Genomic DNA, 14,713 nt, shown 5'->3' on the forward strand with positions numbered 1-14,713 from the left:
TTCCTGGCGAATATCTTCAGTATCTTACCGTAAAGGTTAGTATTACTGACATGTGGGCAAGTTGCCGTTATACATCCAGCGCGGATAAGGGAGTGCTTTCATGTCGGATTTTCCACCCATTGCCAGTTTGCGAAGCTTTGAAGCCGTCGCCCGTCTTGGCAGCGTGACGCTGGCGGCGAAAGAACTCCACGTTACCCATTCCGCAATCAGCCAGCAGATCAAAGTGCTGGAGGAGATGGTGGGCGTTAAGCTCTTTATCCGTCAGGGACGCGGGGTGCAGATTAACGAAGAAGGGCGGCTCTATGCCTTACAGGTACGCGAGGCGTTGAACCATATTGCGGATGCCACCCGGCTTGTACAGGTGAAGCCGAGAAAGCAGGAGCTGACGCTGGCGATGGTGCCGTCTTTTGGATGCCACTGGCTGTTGCCGCGTCTGGAACGCTTTCGGGCGAAATATCCGCTTATCACCCTTCGGATCCAGGCCAGCCTGACGGTCACCAGCCTGCAGCAGGAGGGGATAGACATCTCGATACGGATGGGGAAAGGAAACTGGGAAGGGAGCGAAAGCCAGTACCTTTTTTCCGATGAACTCATTGTGGTGGCCGCGCCTGGCTATAACGACGGTGTGTTGCCCGCTACGCCGGCTGAGATTGCAAAAAGTCATATTATTTTTTCCATGGAGTCGTGGAAAACGTGGTGCGTGAATGCGGGGCTGGAGAAAGAGATCGTGCCTGGCGGTTTATGCATTAACGACTCGAATTTAATTATCGAAGCCGTTCGGCTCGGAAAAGGCATCGCGCTGGAGCGCCGCTCTCTGGTTCAGGATGCCATCACCCGGGGTGAACTGGTCCAGCTAACCTCCATTACCGCGCCGTATCCCTGGCCTTACTGGCTGGTGACAGCGCGGTCAACGGAGACGAAGCCGGAGGTGGCTCTTTTTGTCGCGTGGCTGGATGAGGAAGTGGCAGCCTGGCGGCAGTTGACGGGCTGCTGAACTTTTTTCGATGCTGCTCGTAACAAAATGAATATCCAACAAGGGATACATAGAATTACTCCGGCACGCATTCAGTATTTCCGTAACCCCACAAGATTCTGCTTTTCCATCTCTGCATAATCATCGCTATAGCTTTGCATGTATATAGCTTTTGATCTATATTGGATGGGAGGTCTTGTGTGGGCAATTAACACGACGGACAGGTTTGATCGCTGGTTCACTTCGCTTGACGATACCGATCGCGCCAGCGTACTTGCAGCACTGTTTGTTTTGCGAGAGAAGGGGCCGGGTTTATCGAGACCCTACGCTGATACGCTTAAAGGCTCTCGTCACAGCAACATGAAAGAGCTACGTATTCAGAGTAAGGGCGATCCCTTGCGGGCGTTTTTCGCCTTTGATCCAAACCGCACGGGTATCGTGCTTTGTGCGGGCAATAAGATCGGCAATGAAAGGCGATTCTACGATGAGATGCTTCTCGTTGCTGACCAGGAATTCACTCACTGGCTGGATACATTAAAAGAGAGGGAATAGCGCGATGGGAAGAACCCTTGAGCAGCTTATAGCGGATGAAAAGCCGGAGGTTGTCGCCAGCGCTCAGGCGATAGCAACGGATATTTTGCTCAACATTCATCTTGCTGAGTTACGCGAGAAAGTACAAAAAACGCAGGTAGAAATGGCGCAGGCGTTGGGTATCAGGCAACCTACCGTTGCGGTAATGGAAAAGCCCGGGCGCGATTTGAAACTCTCTTCTCTCAAGCGTTACGTTGAGGCTGCGGGCGGAAAGCTGCGGCTTGATGTGGAGCTGCCGGACGGCTCGCACTATGAGTTTGTGCTGTAGGGCAGAAAAGCATAAAGCCTGCTTCAAAACCGCCAGCATGACCGTCACTCGGCGGTGATGAACGAATAGATGCAGTTACTTATGGGTAGAAATGGGGACATGCTGCTGCATCAATTCAACGATCCAATCAATAAAAACGCGCAGTTTGGCGTTAACGTGGCGGTTCGGCGGAAAGGCCAGGTACAGGGGCATTGGGTTGATACGCCAGTCTTCAAATAGCGGAATCAAGGAGCCACAAGCCTGATGTGCTGCCGCCATATAAACGGGTAGCGCAATCACGCCTAATCCCGCGAGCCCGGCTTCGAGGTAGGCATTGCCATCATCCACTGCAAGCACGTAGCTTCCCGTGATTTCAATATGTTCGCTCTCACCGTGCAGTACCAGAGGATCAACCTTGCCGGTGCGTGAGGACAAGAATCCCACTATGCGATGGTCCGTGTTTTCCAGCTCTCGCGGATGCGCAGGGGCACCAAGGCGTTCCGCATAGCTCGGTGCGACGTAAACACCGATTTGCAAATCGCCGACATGGCGTGCGATCAGGGACTGGTCGTTGATTTCACCGCCGCGCACGACGCAATCCACGTTGTCGCCGATCAGATCCACCACCCGGTCACTCACGCCCATGTCGAACTGGATATCCGGGTAGCGCGCGTGAAAAGCCGGTAGCGCGGGCACCAGCACCAGGCGAGCGAGAGGAGTGGGCACGTCCACCCGTAGTCGCCCCCGGGGCGTCATCGTCGCACTGGACAGGCTGTTTTCAGCATCTTCCATGTCCGCCAGCAGGCGGATGACGCGCTCGTAGTAGACCGCGCCATCAGGAGTTACACCGAGCCTGCGGGTGGTGCGGTGGAGCAGCTTGACGCGCAGGCGCGCTTCCAGCTGCTGAATAAGCTGCGTCACCGTGGTTTTGCTCATATGAAGCGTTTGGGCAGCCCTGGTGAAACTGCCTGCCTCAACTACGCGAGCAAAGGCGCGCATCGCATCGAAACGATCCATCCGTTGTTCTCTCTTTTCACCGATTGTTTGGATATTACAAACAATGATGGACAAAGTCGCTTGTTTATCCGCCCGCTACAGCAACTGTAAAGTGTCTTTATGTTCACCGGGCAGATTTCGCCCCATTACAGAGGCACAAACATGACAACACGCGAAGCCGTTTTTCCCTTCGGTCGGCAGGCGCTCTACGAGCGCAACCGGTATTCACCCGCCATCAAATCTAACGGCTTCCTGTTTGTTTCGGGACAGGTTGGTAGCCGGGAGGATGGTTCGCCTGAAGAGGATCTCAACGCGCAGATCCGGCTGGCATTCGATAACCTTAATGCTGTTCTCGCAGCTGCGGGCTGCATGTTCGATGACGTTGTTGACGTTACTCTCTTTGTCGTCGATCCCGAGTCAAACCTCGACGCTATCTGGAGTATCCTGCCAGAATATTGGGGGGAAGCGCCTTACCCTACGTTAACCGGGATCGGCGTGACGTGGCTGTACGGATTCCAGTTTGAAATTAAGGTGATTGCCAGGCTGCCCTAATCGTTACGGGTCTTTCCGACGGTCAAAAGACAATACAGCGGGCGCAGCTCCGATCCGGAAGCCGCCTCGCATTTCGTTTATCCGATTCGCCATAACCCTTTGAACCGCAAAAAGAGTTTTTTATTATCAGCCTTCTTAGTTCCGCGCTTCGTTCCCGCCTGCACTGTCCTTCGATGGATAACGGCTTTATGGACACCTAAATACGAAAAGGAAATCACCATGAATCTGATGACTAATTGTGCACTTCCCGCCATGAATGTTATATTAAAATATAATATCCGGAGGTGCGCTATGTATACAACTCGTCTGAAAAAGGTCGGCGGATCCATCATGCTGGCGGTTCCTCCCGCCGTGCTGAAAACGCTGGAGCTGTCGACGGACAGCGAAGTCGGCATGACCATTAATAATGGCTGCCTGATTATTGAACCCCAAAAGCGGCCTCACTATTCGCTTGAGGAGCTGCTGGCGCAGTGCGATCCGCACGCTGAAATGAGCGAAGAGGAGCGGGAATGGATCGATGCGCCTGCGGTGGGCAGGGAGATCCTGTAAATGGACAGAGGGGAAATCTGGCTTGTTTCACTGGATCCGATTGCTGGCCACGAGCAAAGTGGAAAACGTCCGGTTCTTATCGTATCGAAGGCATCGTTTAACAAGCTGACCCGGTTACCGGTAGTGGTTCCCGTCACCAGCGGCGGAAACTTTGCACGTACAGCAGGTTTCACCGTTTCACTGGAAGGGGCGGGGACAACAACAACGGGCGTTATTCGCTGCGATCAGCCCAGAACCATTGATATGTCTGCCCGGAACGGCATGCGGCTGGAACGCATACCTGACGCCGTTGTAAATGAAGTGCTTGCCAGGCTGGATGCGATTCTGAATTAACATCAGTGACGCAGAAAAGCAAAAAGCCTGCTTCAAAAGCAGGCTTTTCAAATTTGGCTCCTCTGACTGGACTCGAACCAGTGACATACGGATTAACAGTCCGCCGTTCTACCGACTGAACTACAGAGGAATCGTGTGAACGGGGCGAATATTATCGACCTGCGTTCACCTTGTCAAAGGGGGAAATTAAACTTTTCGTTTGTTTGCCGACAATTTCAGCAAATCGCTGATTTTATAGCAAATTCGCGTTGAAATTACACAGCAAAATGCGCCGCCCGCAGGCGGCGCGCAGGATCAGAACAGTACGGAGTAGTTCAGACCAAACGTACGTCCGCGGCCTTTATAGGTATACAGCCCCGGTGCGCCGTAGGTTGGGCTATACAGCCCCGGCGCGCGCTGGCCCCAGGCGGTGGTGTAGTCTTTGTCCAGCAGGTTTTCCACGCTGAAGCTGACCTTACCCACCGGCAGGGCGTAGCTGCCCAGGAAGTCGACCGTGTTATAGCCATCGATCTTCTTGCCGTCGGAGTCTGATACGTCAAAGGTCTGCGTGCTCTGCACGCGCAGGGTCCAGTCGCCCGGCGCCCAGTTGACCCATGCGCTGGCTTTCGACGGGCTGGCGCTGTCAACCGTCAGCTTCTCCCATTTGCCGTTTTCGCGCGTTTCAGACTTGATGGCGTTAAAGTTCGCACCGGTGCTCCAGTCGCTGTCGGTGAAGAAATAGTCCACCTGACCTTCAACCCCGTAGATACGACGCTTGTCGTCTTCCAGGTTGATGGTCATATCCGTCTTGTTGATGGTGATGGTTTTATCCGAGAGCGAGTAATACGCCGCGACCTGCGTGCGCAGGTTATCGCCGGTGTAGCGCCAGCCCAGCTCATAAGCGTTGACCTTGATACCGTCCAGCGTCGAGTCGTTCACGTTGACGCTGTTCAGCAGGCGATAGTGACCGTTGCTGAGCTGATAGGTGCCGGAGCCGTAGTACTTCGCCAGGTCCGGAATTTCGAAGCCCTGGGAGAAGTTAAACCACAGCTGCTGCTGTTCGGTCAGGCGACCGAGGATCCCGGCGTTAAACAGGAAGTTGTTGTAATCGGTTTTCCCGCCCGGCACCGCGTCGGCGGAGGTGGCTTTCCCGGTGGCGATGGCCTGCTGCTGGGTGTAACCGACAAAGTCGTCTACCTTGTTCTCGGTGTACTGATAACGTACGCCGCCGCTCAGGGTGATGGCGTCAATGTCGTAGCTGGCCTGCAGGAACGGGGCGAGGTTGGTGATGCTGTAGCCCGGGTAACGGCCCACGTTGTAGGCGTTATCCAGCTCCATGCCGCCGCTCGCCGCGGCCTTGCTCAGGTTGAAGAACTGCTGGTTGGCATCGAAGGTTTCGTGGTCGGCATCCACACCCCAGGTCAGCGTCAAATCGTCCACCGGCTTGCTGTTCAGCGTCAGCTTGCCGCCGTAAAAATCGGTTTTCTGCTGGGATGCGCCGATGCTGCTCACCACGCCTTTGGTCAGGGTCGGGAACGGATAATAGGTCAGGCTCTCGTCGCGATAGTAAATCTGCGCGACCAGATCCTGGCCCCAGAAGTCGGTATTGGAGTACTGCAGGTTAATCAGATGGCGCTCGGTGCCCGGTACGCGGTCAGAATCAAGATTATCTTTGTTGTACGCGGTCGCATCGCCTGTTACCGCCGAGAAGTTCTTCCCGAGATACAGGCCATGCTTGCCGTCGGACTCGCTCTTGTAGTACTGGGTCGTCAGCTGCAGCTGCTGACGATCGTCAATGTTGATGGTGCCTGTGCCCATCACATCTATACGGTCGGAATACTGGAGGCCGGTCTGGGTGTTATCGATAATCACCTCGTTGCCTTTGCCGTCATACCAGCCGCCGTAGCGCTGATACGACACCGACAGACGACCGGAGGCGTTGTCGTTACCGCCGCTTACGGCTGCCGACACGTTCTCATCGCGATCGTTGTGGCTGTTAAACCCGCTCTTTGCCCCGGTCTGGAACTCCACTTCGGTATCCGGCTGGCCCTTTTTGGTGACGATGTTCACCAGGCCGCCGGTGCTGCCGCCGCCGTAGAGCGAGGTGGCGCCGGAGATCACTTCGATACGGTCAATGTTGAACGGATCGATAGAGTCCAGCTGGCGGCTGTCGCTGCGGGACGAGTTCAGGCGAACGCCGTCCACCATCACCATCATGGAGCGGCCGCGCAGGTTCATGCCGTAGTTGGTACGGCCCTGGCTGCTGACGTCCATACCTGGGATCAGCTGTGCCAGCACTTCTTTAATCTCTTTCCCGCCCTGAACCTGCTGCTCAATTTCAGCCCGTTCAATGACCCAGGTGGTCTGCGCCATCTCCGCCACGCTGCGGTGCGCGCGGCTGGCGGAGACCACGATATTTTCTTCCTTTTGTTCTTCCGCCCACGCAGAGGTAGAAAGCATTGCAAGCAAGCAAGGATTTAAAACCCAAAGATGAGAACGTTTCATTGTTATGTTGATCCTGATTGTGTGTGTCAGTACTCGGTGGTTTTTGCTAACGATTTAAAAACCGGGCTGTTCTCCGGGCTGGTGGTGCTGCGCCAGTGGATAACGCCGGGTGTGGTAGCCAGCTCAAACGGCTCGTCGGCGTGCGCGCGATTAAGAATTCGCGCCGCGCGCCAGGCCATCAGGCTGAGCTGGGGTTCGGCAATGCCGAGACGGTGCATCCCGGCATTCACGGCGAACAGGCGGTTGCTCTGCGGGCCGTCCCATTCGAGGGTGAAATCGTTGTTAATGCAGAAGGCTTCGTCCGTATCCAGATGCAGGCGGTGAGACAGCGGCGCGAGGAATGCGGGCTGCACGGCGCGGTAGCCGGTGGCGAAAATCACCACGTCGCTCTCCAGCTGCTCGCGGCCGCCGTCGAGGTGATGCTGAATGCTCAGGCGATGGCCGTTTTCCTGGCGCGTCAGCGCCGTCACCGAGCGGGACGGCAGGAGATGCGCCCAGGGTTTTTCACGCAGCACTTCGAAGCGGTGGTACATGGCGCGGTAAATCGCCAGCAGGGACTCGGTGGTGATCCCGTCGGACGTCATCTTCTGCTCGTGCAGCATCTGCCGACGGGCCTCTTCACCCAGCGTGGAGAAGCTGTCCACGTACTCCGGCGTGAAATACTCGTTGGCAAAGGCGGCTTCATCCAGCGCATTATAGTTATTGCGGCGCGATACCCAGTTCAGGCTCAGCGGCTGGCCCCATTCGCCGCGGAAGATATTCAAAAACAGGTCGGCGCCGCTCTGGCCGCCGCCGACGACGGTGACGCGCTTGCCCGCGAGATCCGGCGTGCGCAGCATCATCTCGCTGGCGTGGAAGCAGGTATCGTCCTGCGCGGTGACGCAGTCAGGCAGGTTGATCTGCTTGCCAATCCCCACGCAGACGTGGCGCGCCAGGAAACGGTCGCGCTGGGTCACCACCTCAAACAGGCCGCTTTTCTCATCAAAGCTCACCTGCTGTACCTGCTGGCTGAAGGCGAGATTGGTGAGGTTTTCCGCCGCCCAGCACAGGTAGTCCGCAAACTCTTCGCGGGAGACGGTGCGCTGCTCGGTGGTCAGGAAGCGGTAGAACTTTTTGCGCTGCACCAGGTAGTTCAGGAAGCTGTGGCGGTTGGTTGGCTCCACGGCGCTGACCAGATCCTTCAGGAAGCTGGTCTGCATGTGGCAGTCCGGCACCATCATTCCCGGGTGCCAGGAGAAGTGCGGTTTACGCTCAAGGAACAGCGAGCTAAAGCCGTCCAGCCCTTCGGCCAGAGCGGCGATGCTGAGGTTAAACGGGCCAATACCAATGCCGATGAAATCAAAGGTTTTCATTGCGCTGACTCCCGGGAGGCGAGAAAAAGAGGGTTATCAAGGTCGGTGACGTAGTTAGGCAGCATGCGGCTGCCGCCGTCGTGTTCGGAGAAGGTCAGTTTGACCGGGTTGAGGATCACGCGAATAATCTGCGGCTTGAAGAGATCGAATTTGGCGAAGCGCTCTGCCAGATCCGGGTGCGCCGCCATATACTCCCGTAAAACTCCGGCAAGAAGCTGGTAGAAACGCGTTTCGCTCACGCCGCATTGCAGCGTGAGGCGCGAGATAAAGCGCAGCACCGTCACAAAGTTACCGGTTTGCAGGTCGTGAATAATGTAATCCGCGCTCAGGCGCGCCGTGACGGCCTTCACCTGCTCCGGCAGGCTCTGGGCCTGCGGGAAATCCTCATCCACCAGGCGCATATCGCCCTGGAAATCTTTCAGCAGGATGCGCTGCGGGACGTAATCCTTCATCACCAGCGTCACGTTCTGGCCGTGGGCGATCAGCGCCACGCCGTAGCGGCAGAGCAGGTGATAGAACGGGATCACCGTTGCCTCGAACAGCTTTTCAAGCCACGCGTCGGCGCTTAGCCCCGAGCGTTTAATCCACGCGTCGATCAGCGGGCGCCCGGCGTTATCGGTTTCCATCAGCGCTGCCATCAGCACCGCCTGTTCACCGTCTTCTACATAACAGGACGGATTCTCGCGCCAGATCACCCCCAGCATCTCCTGATAGCGGTAGGGCGCTTTCGGCAATGCGGCATAGCCCTGATGCGACAGATAACCGGCTGCGGGTTCGCCAAGCACCTGAGCACCGGAGCGGATCAGCGTGGCGTCGGTAGCGAACTGCTGCTGCAGCCAGCGCGAAGCCAGCGGCCCGGCGGCAATGTACTTGCCCGGAATGCCGCGATAGCAGGAAGTGTTGTAGATGGTCAGCGGAAGCTTGATGTCATACGGCGCGCGACGGCTGGCGTTAGTGAGCGTGCGCAGGGACTGCTGCGCCAGATACTCGTCGCCAAACTCGCCCAGCTCAACCATCTCACCGCGCGCCAGCTGCGCCAGGAAATGAACGGCGATCTTCTGCTGCCACTGCCACGGGTGCAGCGGCACCGGCAGCCAGCCGTCGTTGAGACCCAGCGCCTGCCAGCGGGCGTTGAAGCGGGCGAGCTCGGCGTTGTCCATGGCGCTGGCCAGCAGAGCGTTGATATCGCAATCGGCGTCGCTGCTCCAGACCAGATGCTCTCGCTGAACGGCAACCCAGTGCAGACGAAAACGTCCGCGATACTCAGGCGCGTACTGACGCAGCGCGTCCAGGCCCCAGCCGCGGCGACCTTTGTTGAAAATAAACTTCGGGTGACCGCTCATCAGACACTGTAATTCGTCCGGGTCGAGGTGGATCAGCGCGTCCGCGTCCAGCGCTTCACGCGCCTGCAGCAGCTGCATGTCGCCGCGCAGCGTAGCGTAGAGATCTTCCATATGCTCTGCCGTTTGCGCGTCGCTCATCTCCAGCACTTTCGCCAGTTGCAGCAGCGCGCGTTCCGCTTCCACGGCATCGCCGCTGGCGACGATCAGGCTGTCCGGGTCGATATGCAGCCAGCCCCAGATCCCGCGCGTGGCGCGAAACTGCCAGGACTCGTTGCCCATGGCGATGCGCCAGCCGTTCGACGAAACCGGCTCAGCGCGCAGGGTGCGTTCGTACTCCAGCTCGGCGAGGATCTTCGCCACCATCTCGCGGTTCACTTTCTGCCAGAGCGCGTTCACAGTTCCACCTCGCTGAAGAAGCGATGGCGCTGGCTCATGATGAGGCGCGAGCGCTTGTGCGGGAAGTCGAACTCTTTCACCGTCTCGAAACCGGCGGAGGCCAGATGGCGGAACAGGCGCTGGTTGTCGAAGCGCGGCTCGGCCACGATGCGCGCGGTGCGCGGTTCATCGAGATACAGATAGTGGCTCAGGCCGCGCAGCCAGCTGCGGATGTACTGCGCGCCGCGCCAGTTCTCTTCGCCCACCAGCATGTGCAGGCCGCGGTCAAACGGCTGCCAGCGGTAGTGGCGGCCAATGCGGTCTTCTGGCGCCCAGTAGAGCTCAAAATAGCCGAACGGCTGGTCATCGAAGCAGCCGATAACCGGGTAGCAGTAGGTCGAGTCAAGCTGACGGCGCAGATAGCTTTCCTGCTCGGCCTGCGGGCCCGCCATCTCCCAGAAGGCGTTCACGCGCGGGTTGTTCATCCAGCGCGTAAAGCGCTCGCCGTCCAGCGCCACGTCGACCACGCGGAAGCTGAGGGTGCGCTTAATTTGCGGATCGTAACGACGGTATACTTCGCCCTGCGGGCGGTGAGGACGCAGCGGGAAGTACAGCTGACGGCTTTCATCAAACTGCATCCCGCCGCTGGCCTGCGGCCGTTCGCCTTTCAGCCACAGCGGCAGCTGCCAGAAGGTTTCGCGTGCCAGATAGTCCCCGTGGGCCAGGCTAAACAGCGCCTGCGCCTGGGGTTCATCCTGCCAGGTTGCCCATGGCAGGGTAATGCCGGTCAGCGCGGGTGCGGCAACAAACAGCTGATCGAGTGCTTCGACCAGCCAGCCGTCCGGGATCCCATTCAGACGCTCCAGCACCGCGCTGCCGTCGAGACCCAACGTCAGCGGTAGCGCGCGATCCGTTGCGGTGCAGCGAAAGCCGTAGCCGGAATGGACGATATTCGCGATGGACATTACGCCTTCTCCTTGTAAAACGGGTTGCTAAAGTCGAAATAGATCACCGCCGGATCGACGATGGTGTTTTCATTGCGATCGTGCAGGTAGCAGAAGAAGTTGCCTTTGCAGTTCCAGGTCGGGCTGTCGAGGACGTAGTCGAGGCAGCGGGTCTGCTTCGCCGTGCGGCGCAGTTCGGCCAGCGCGTCGCGCACGCGGGACATCAGGTTCTCCTCGCTGTCAAAACCGGCGGCGGCGAGGGCGGCGGTGACGGCAAGGGTAGAGTTCAGCAGCAGGTAATAAGGGAAGTAGCGCAGCAGCTGGCTCTCACCGAAGCGGTTTTCCACCTCCGTTTCGCCCGCTGAATTCAGCCACGCGTCGGCCCCTTCGGTCCACGCGCTGCCCTGGCAGTCGCGGTAAATCAGCCCGACGGGGAAATCCTGCTGCATCTCAACGAGGATATTTTGCTGGTGCGCCAGCAGGACCAGACCGTAGTCCGCCTCGGCGCTGAACAGCGGGAGCAACACGCGGTCGCAATAGGCGTCCAGCCAGCAGCGGGCGGCCTGGGCGAGGGGTAAATCCAGACGCTGGCTCAGACGGCGCACCGCGGAGGCCAGCAGGCTGTCGCCGCCGTCCGGCGCGGCCTGGGTCAGGCTCACCAGCACGTTGGTCTGGGTGTCTGGCGTATCGAACAGCAGATTGACGCGCAGGGCCATCAGGCTCTCTTCCTGAATAACGCCGCTTTCGTCACGCAGCCCCGCCCAGCCGTCTTCCTGCATCACGCGCATGGTCGGGTAGCGGGCCTGTAATTCTTGCCAGCGTTCCGTTTTCGCCAGGCGCGCCAGGCGCATTCCGCGCTTAACTTCTTTGACCGACAGCGTGCGCACGGAGTTGGTCAGGCGCACGCTGAGGGAGAACTTAATCATGTCGCTGTTGGTTTCGCTGTACAGCGAGCGGGACGAGCTGGTAGGCAGCCACTGCGCGCCCGCTTCGCCCAGGTCCTGCAATGCACCGTTTTCCGCCAGACGCTGGCACCAGTCCTGCTCCAGCAGATAGTCGGCCTGCCACGGATGCATCGGCAGCAGCCAGCGGGTGTCGGTGAAGTGGCCGAGCAGCTCAGGCGCGCTCTGGGCCGCGAAGCGCAGCAGGCGCTCGCGCAGGGAGACGTTCAGGCTGTCGCCGGCAACGAGCGCGCTCTCAACGGCAAACCAGCGCAGCGGGAAGCGGGAGGCGAAATCAGGAAGATAGCGACGCGCCTCTGTTTCGTTGAACGGCTCGTGCGACTTCGGCGCCGGGTGAAACGCGTGGCCGACCAGCAGCGCCTGTTCCGCTTCAGCAAACGTCAGCGGCTTATCGCGCAGGTTTACCCAGCCGTGGCGGAGATCGATCGCCTGCCAGGTGTGGGCATGGCTTTCGAGAACGCGCTGCTTAAAACGCGCCAGCGTATCGGCATCCAGCGAGCCTTTTACTGACGGTTTTTCAAGAATTAAATCAACCAGTTGATCAAATGTGACGGCGTCACCGTCATCACTGTTGCTCTGAAGAAGCGTGGCCGGGAAACGGTACAGATGATGCTGGGTGGGAGAGAAATAGCGTACCGGAACCCGAAGCGCCTGGGTTTGGGACAGCGGGATATGAATGTTCGGTAACGCATCCGCAGCGGTAGCGGGGAGATAGCGCCAGTCCTTCGTTTCGCGCAACAGGGCGTTCAAAAAACACTGGGCTGCAACGTCTGTACCGGCAGAGCGGGTCAGAGCACGCATAGATGTACCTCATTCCATGATTGATAATAATTCTCGTTATGATATTCATTATGTTTACAGTCGCAACCATTTTTGCAATATTTGTTTTCATAAACTTCATAATTTCCACACATTTATTGACACTATGTTCACATTCTCATGCGCACTGACTCTGAAGTATTGACCGAAAAGGTCACCTCAAAAGCCAACTGGCCCCTGGCGCTATGTGCGGGTTTATTAGGTATCGGGCAAAACGGCCTGCTGGTGATGCTCCCGCAGCTGGTGACCCTGACCGGGCTGTCGCTCTCGGTCTGGGCCGGTCTGCTGATGTTCGGATCCATGCTCTTTTTACCGGCCTCGCCCTGGTGGGGACGCCAGAGCGAGCGGCGGGGATGTAAGGCCGTGATGGTGGCCTCGCTGAGCGGCTATCTGGCCAGTTTCGCCGTCATGGCGCTGGTGGTCTGGGCGATGGCGGCCGGAAGGCTGGATACCGTCTGGGGACTGGCGGGACTGATTCTTTCACGTCTGCTTTACGGACTGACGGTCTCGGGGCTGGTACCTGCGGCCCAGACGTGGGCTATTCAGCGTGCGGGGCTGGAGAAGAGAATGGCGGCGCTGGCGACGATAAGCTCCGGCCTCAGCTGCGGACGTTTGCTCGGCCCGCCGCTGGCGGCGCTGATGCTCAGCGTCAGCCCGGTCGCGCCGCTCTGGCTGATGGCGATCGCGCCGTTAATCGCGCTGCTGCTGGTGCTTCGCGAAGCCGCAGACCCGCCGCTGCCGCCGGTGGCGCACCAGGCGACCCGCCTGCAGGCCTCGATGCTGCCGTTCCTGCTGCTGGCGCTGCTGCTGGCGGCGCTGGTCAGCCTGATGCAGCTTGGCCTGTCACCGCATCTTAGCCCTCTGCTGGAGGGCAACGCCCGGGAGATCAGCCATCATGTTGCGCTTCTTCTGAGCCTGGCCGCGCTGGCCACGCTCGCGGCGCAGTTTCTGGTGGTCCGCCCGCAGCATTTCACCCCGGTGACCTTGCTCTGCATCGCGGCGGTGTTAATGGTCGCAGGGCTTGGGCTGATGACCGTCGCGAGTTTAACGCTGTTCTACGTGGGGATTGTTATCACTTCACTCGGGGCGGCGATGGCCACGCCGGGCTACCAGCTGCTGCTGAACGACAGGCTGACCACCGGGAAAGGCGCTGGCGTCATCGCCACCAGCCACACGTTAGGCTACGGCGTCAGCGCGCTGCTGGTGCCTGTAGTGACGCGCTTTTACGGCGAGCAGTCTTTGACGGTGGCCGCATGGGGAATGGCAGTGCTATTTTTAGCGTTGAGCATAGGGGTACGGTCATCCGAGCGGACCCCTGCTGAAAAGCCTTAATGGATCTGGCGGGAGGAATGACCGCCAGATTCCTCATTTTGCCGCAGACGCTGGAGCGGATCCTGCTGATAAAACTGGCAGAAACGCTGCCACAGCGCCGGGAAGCGGGGCGCGAAAAGCTCTGGCGCGCTGAAGAAATACTCCGAGAGCACCGCAAAGCACTCGGCCGGGTCGGTTGCCGCATAGGCGTCAATGCTGGCCGCGCTTTCGCCCACCAGGTCTATTTCATCCTGGATGTTATCCATCGCCGCGTGCAGATCGTGCTCCCAGCCCGCCACCTCGCGAAGCGGGATCAGCGGTACTCCGCTGGCGCGATCGCCGTTGCGGGTATCCAGCTTATGCGCCACTTCATGGATAACCAGATTAAAACCGGACGCATCGAACGAGTCCTGAATGTCGAGCCAGTTGAGGATAATCGGCCCCTGCTGCCAGCTTTGTCCGGATTGCACCACGCGCTGGTTGTGCACCAGCCCAATGTCATCTTCCCACTCGTCATCGACGATAAAGGGGGCCGGATAGATCAGCACTTCGTGGAAACCGTCCAGCCACTCGATACCCAATTCAAGCACCGGCAGACAGAAAAGCAGGGCGATGCGCGCGTTTTTCAGGGGATCGAGTTCGAAACCCTGCAGTGGAACCAGGCGTTTTTGCTGTAAAAAACGATCCGCCAGCTGAACCAGTTTCGCTTGTTCATCCGGCTTAAGATTAGCCAGAACAGGGATCGTCAGCGCGTCATCCCATGGCAGCGCCATATCCCGGCCAGCTTCATTCGTTTTCCAGGGCCACTTTATCATCGCTTTGCTCGCAAACTCGTCACTTGAACAAAAATGGGAAAGTCAGGTTTGGTTAAGATGCCAGAAA

General features: G+C 58.5%; 14 protein-coding genes and 1 tRNA gene. 7 read left to right on the plus strand and 8 right to left on the minus strand.

Features of this window, described 5'->3' with window-relative positions; genetic code table 11:
* Nucleotides 1–100: 100 nt before the first annotated feature.
* The 3 genes from HCH49_RS02445 to HCH49_RS02455 all read left to right on the plus strand — a co-directional run bounded on the left by HCH49_RS02445 (nt 101) and on the right by HCH49_RS02455 (nt 1,832).
* Entirely contained in the window at nt 101–994 is an 894-nt protein-coding gene (locus HCH49_RS02445) for a LysR substrate-binding domain-containing protein (RefSeq protein WP_221702121.1), read from the plus strand.
* 177 nt (nt 995–1,171) lie between these two features.
* Complete coding sequence (locus tag HCH49_RS02450; protein ID WP_193139527.1) at nt 1,172–1,525, plus strand: type II toxin-antitoxin system RelE/ParE family toxin; 354 nt, start codon at nt 1,172–1,174, stop codon at nt 1,523–1,525.
* A gap of 4 nt (nt 1,526–1,529) precedes the next feature.
* Nucleotides 1,530–1,832 carry an XRE family transcriptional regulator gene (locus tag HCH49_RS02455; RefSeq protein WP_029741460.1) on the plus strand — a complete coding sequence of 101 codons (303 nt, stop codon included), beginning with the start codon at nt 1,530–1,532 and terminating at the stop codon, nt 1,830–1,832.
* Between the two features lie 75 nt (nt 1,833–1,907).
* Here HCH49_RS02455 and HCH49_RS02460 read toward each other — a convergent pair whose 3' ends face one another.
* A complete protein-coding gene (locus HCH49_RS02460; RefSeq protein ID WP_221702123.1) occupies nt 1,908–2,828 on the minus strand; it encodes a LysR family transcriptional regulator in 921 nt (306 codons plus the stop codon).
* A 141-nt stretch (nt 2,829–2,969) separates the two neighbouring features.
* On the opposite strand from HCH49_RS02460, the gene HCH49_RS02465 reads away from it, so the two are divergent.
* From HCH49_RS02465 to HCH49_RS02475, 3 genes are all read left to right on the plus strand, one after another.
* The gene (locus tag HCH49_RS02465) at nt 2,970–3,359 is read left to right on the plus strand and encodes a RidA family protein (protein ID WP_221702125.1); all 390 of its coding nucleotides are present in this window, start codon (nt 2,970–2,972) and stop codon (nt 3,357–3,359) included.
* Between the two features lie 291 nt (nt 3,360–3,650).
* Nucleotides 3,651–3,908 (plus strand): antitoxin, encoded by a 258-nt coding sequence (locus tag HCH49_RS02470; RefSeq protein WP_033145928.1) that lies wholly within the window; start codon nt 3,651–3,653, stop codon nt 3,906–3,908.
* The gene (locus HCH49_RS02475) at nt 3,909–4,241 is read left to right on the plus strand and encodes a type II toxin-antitoxin system PemK/MazF family toxin (protein ID WP_032658722.1); all 333 of its coding nucleotides are present in this window, start codon (nt 3,909–3,911) and stop codon (nt 4,239–4,241) included.
* Nucleotides 4,242–4,295: 54 nt separating this feature from the next.
* On the opposite strand, the gene HCH49_RS02480 is transcribed toward HCH49_RS02475, so the two are convergent.
* The 6 genes from HCH49_RS02480 to HCH49_RS02505 form a co-directional block, all read right to left on the minus strand.
* A tRNA-Asn gene (locus tag HCH49_RS02480) sits at nt 4,296–4,371 on the minus strand.
* A gap of 164 nt (nt 4,372–4,535) precedes the next feature.
* Entirely contained in the window at nt 4,536–6,725 is a 2,190-nt protein-coding gene (locus HCH49_RS02485; protein ID WP_045142987.1) for a TonB-dependent siderophore receptor, read from the minus strand.
* A gap of 26 nt (nt 6,726–6,751) precedes the next feature.
* Nucleotides 6,752–8,077 carry a lysine N(6)-hydroxylase/L-ornithine N(5)-oxygenase family protein gene (locus tag HCH49_RS02490; RefSeq protein WP_087822827.1) on the minus strand — a complete coding sequence of 442 codons (1,326 nt, stop codon included), beginning with the start codon at nt 8,075–8,077 and terminating at the stop codon, nt 6,752–6,754.
* Entirely contained in the window at nt 8,074–9,816 is a 1,743-nt protein-coding gene (gene iucC, locus HCH49_RS02495; protein ID WP_311775716.1) for an aerobactin synthase IucC, read from the minus strand. Before iucC ends, HCH49_RS02490 begins: the two co-directional genes overlap by 4 nt.
* The gene (locus HCH49_RS02500; RefSeq protein ID WP_221702127.1) at nt 9,813–10,760 is read right to left on the minus strand and encodes a GNAT family N-acetyltransferase; all 948 of its coding nucleotides are present in this window, start codon (nt 10,758–10,760) and stop codon (nt 9,813–9,815) included. The genes iucC and HCH49_RS02500 overlap by 4 nt, the downstream gene beginning before the upstream one ends.
* Entirely contained in the window at nt 10,760–12,502 is a 1,743-nt protein-coding gene (locus tag HCH49_RS02505) for an IucA/IucC family protein (protein ID WP_087822824.1), read from the minus strand. Before HCH49_RS02505 ends, HCH49_RS02500 begins: the two co-directional genes overlap by 1 nt.
* Before the next feature lie 138 nt (nt 12,503–12,640).
* On the opposite strand from HCH49_RS02505, the gene HCH49_RS02510 reads away from it, so the two are divergent.
* Complete coding sequence (locus tag HCH49_RS02510) at nt 12,641–13,852, plus strand: MFS transporter (protein WP_221702129.1); 1,212 nt, start codon at nt 12,641–12,643, stop codon at nt 13,850–13,852.
* Here HCH49_RS02510 and mtfA read toward each other — a convergent pair.
* Nucleotides 13,849–14,646 carry a DgsA anti-repressor MtfA gene (gene mtfA / locus HCH49_RS02515; protein ID WP_033145920.1) on the minus strand — a complete coding sequence of 266 codons (798 nt, stop codon included), beginning with the start codon at nt 14,644–14,646 and terminating at the stop codon, nt 13,849–13,851. The genes HCH49_RS02510 and mtfA overlap by 4 nt on opposite strands.
* Nucleotides 14,647–14,713: the final 67 nt, after the last annotated feature.

It is taken from the genome of Enterobacter sp. Y17, assembly GCF_019730495.1.
GTDB classification, from domain to species: Bacteria; Pseudomonadota; Gammaproteobacteria; order Enterobacterales; family Enterobacteriaceae; genus Enterobacter; species Enterobacter asburiae_B.

Bases quoted from the DNA above. Each gene is read 5' to 3' on its own strand.
- HCH49_RS02445 (WP_221702121.1), top strand. From the start codon at position 101: ATGTCGGATTTTCCACCCATTGCCAGTTTGCGAAGCTTTGAAGCCGTC.
- HCH49_RS02455 (WP_029741460.1), top strand. From the start codon at position 1,530: ATGGGAAGAACCCTTGAGCAGCTTATAGCGGATGAAAAGCCGGAGGTT.
- HCH49_RS02460 (WP_221702123.1), bottom strand. From the start codon at position 2,828: ATGGATCGTTTCGATGCGATGCGCGCCTTTGCTCGCGTAGTTGAGGCA.
- HCH49_RS02465 (WP_221702125.1), top strand. From the start codon at position 2,970: ATGACAACACGCGAAGCCGTTTTTCCCTTCGGTCGGCAGGCGCTCTAC.
- HCH49_RS02470 (WP_033145928.1), top strand. From the start codon at position 3,651: ATGTATACAACTCGTCTGAAAAAGGTCGGCGGATCCATCATGCTGGCG.
- HCH49_RS02475 (WP_032658722.1), top strand. From the start codon at position 3,909: ATGGACAGAGGGGAAATCTGGCTTGTTTCACTGGATCCGATTGCTGGC.
- HCH49_RS02485 (WP_045142987.1), bottom strand. From the start codon at position 6,725: ATGAAACGTTCTCATCTTTGGGTTTTAAATCCTTGCTTGCTTGCAATG.
- HCH49_RS02490 (WP_087822827.1), bottom strand. From the start codon at position 8,077: ATGAAAACCTTTGATTTCATCGGCATTGGTATTGGCCCGTTTAACCTC.
- HCH49_RS02500 (WP_221702127.1), bottom strand. From the start codon at position 10,760: ATGTCCATCGCGAATATCGTCCATTCCGGCTACGGCTTTCGCTGCACC.
- HCH49_RS02505 (WP_087822824.1), bottom strand. From the start codon at position 12,502: ATGCGTGCTCTGACCCGCTCTGCCGGTACAGACGTTGCAGCCCAGTGT.
- HCH49_RS02510 (WP_221702129.1), top strand. From the start codon at position 12,641: ATGCGCACTGACTCTGAAGTATTGACCGAAAAGGTCACCTCAAAAGCC.
- mtfA (WP_033145920.1), bottom strand. From the start codon at position 14,646: ATGATAAAGTGGCCCTGGAAAACGAATGAAGCTGGCCGGGATATGGCG.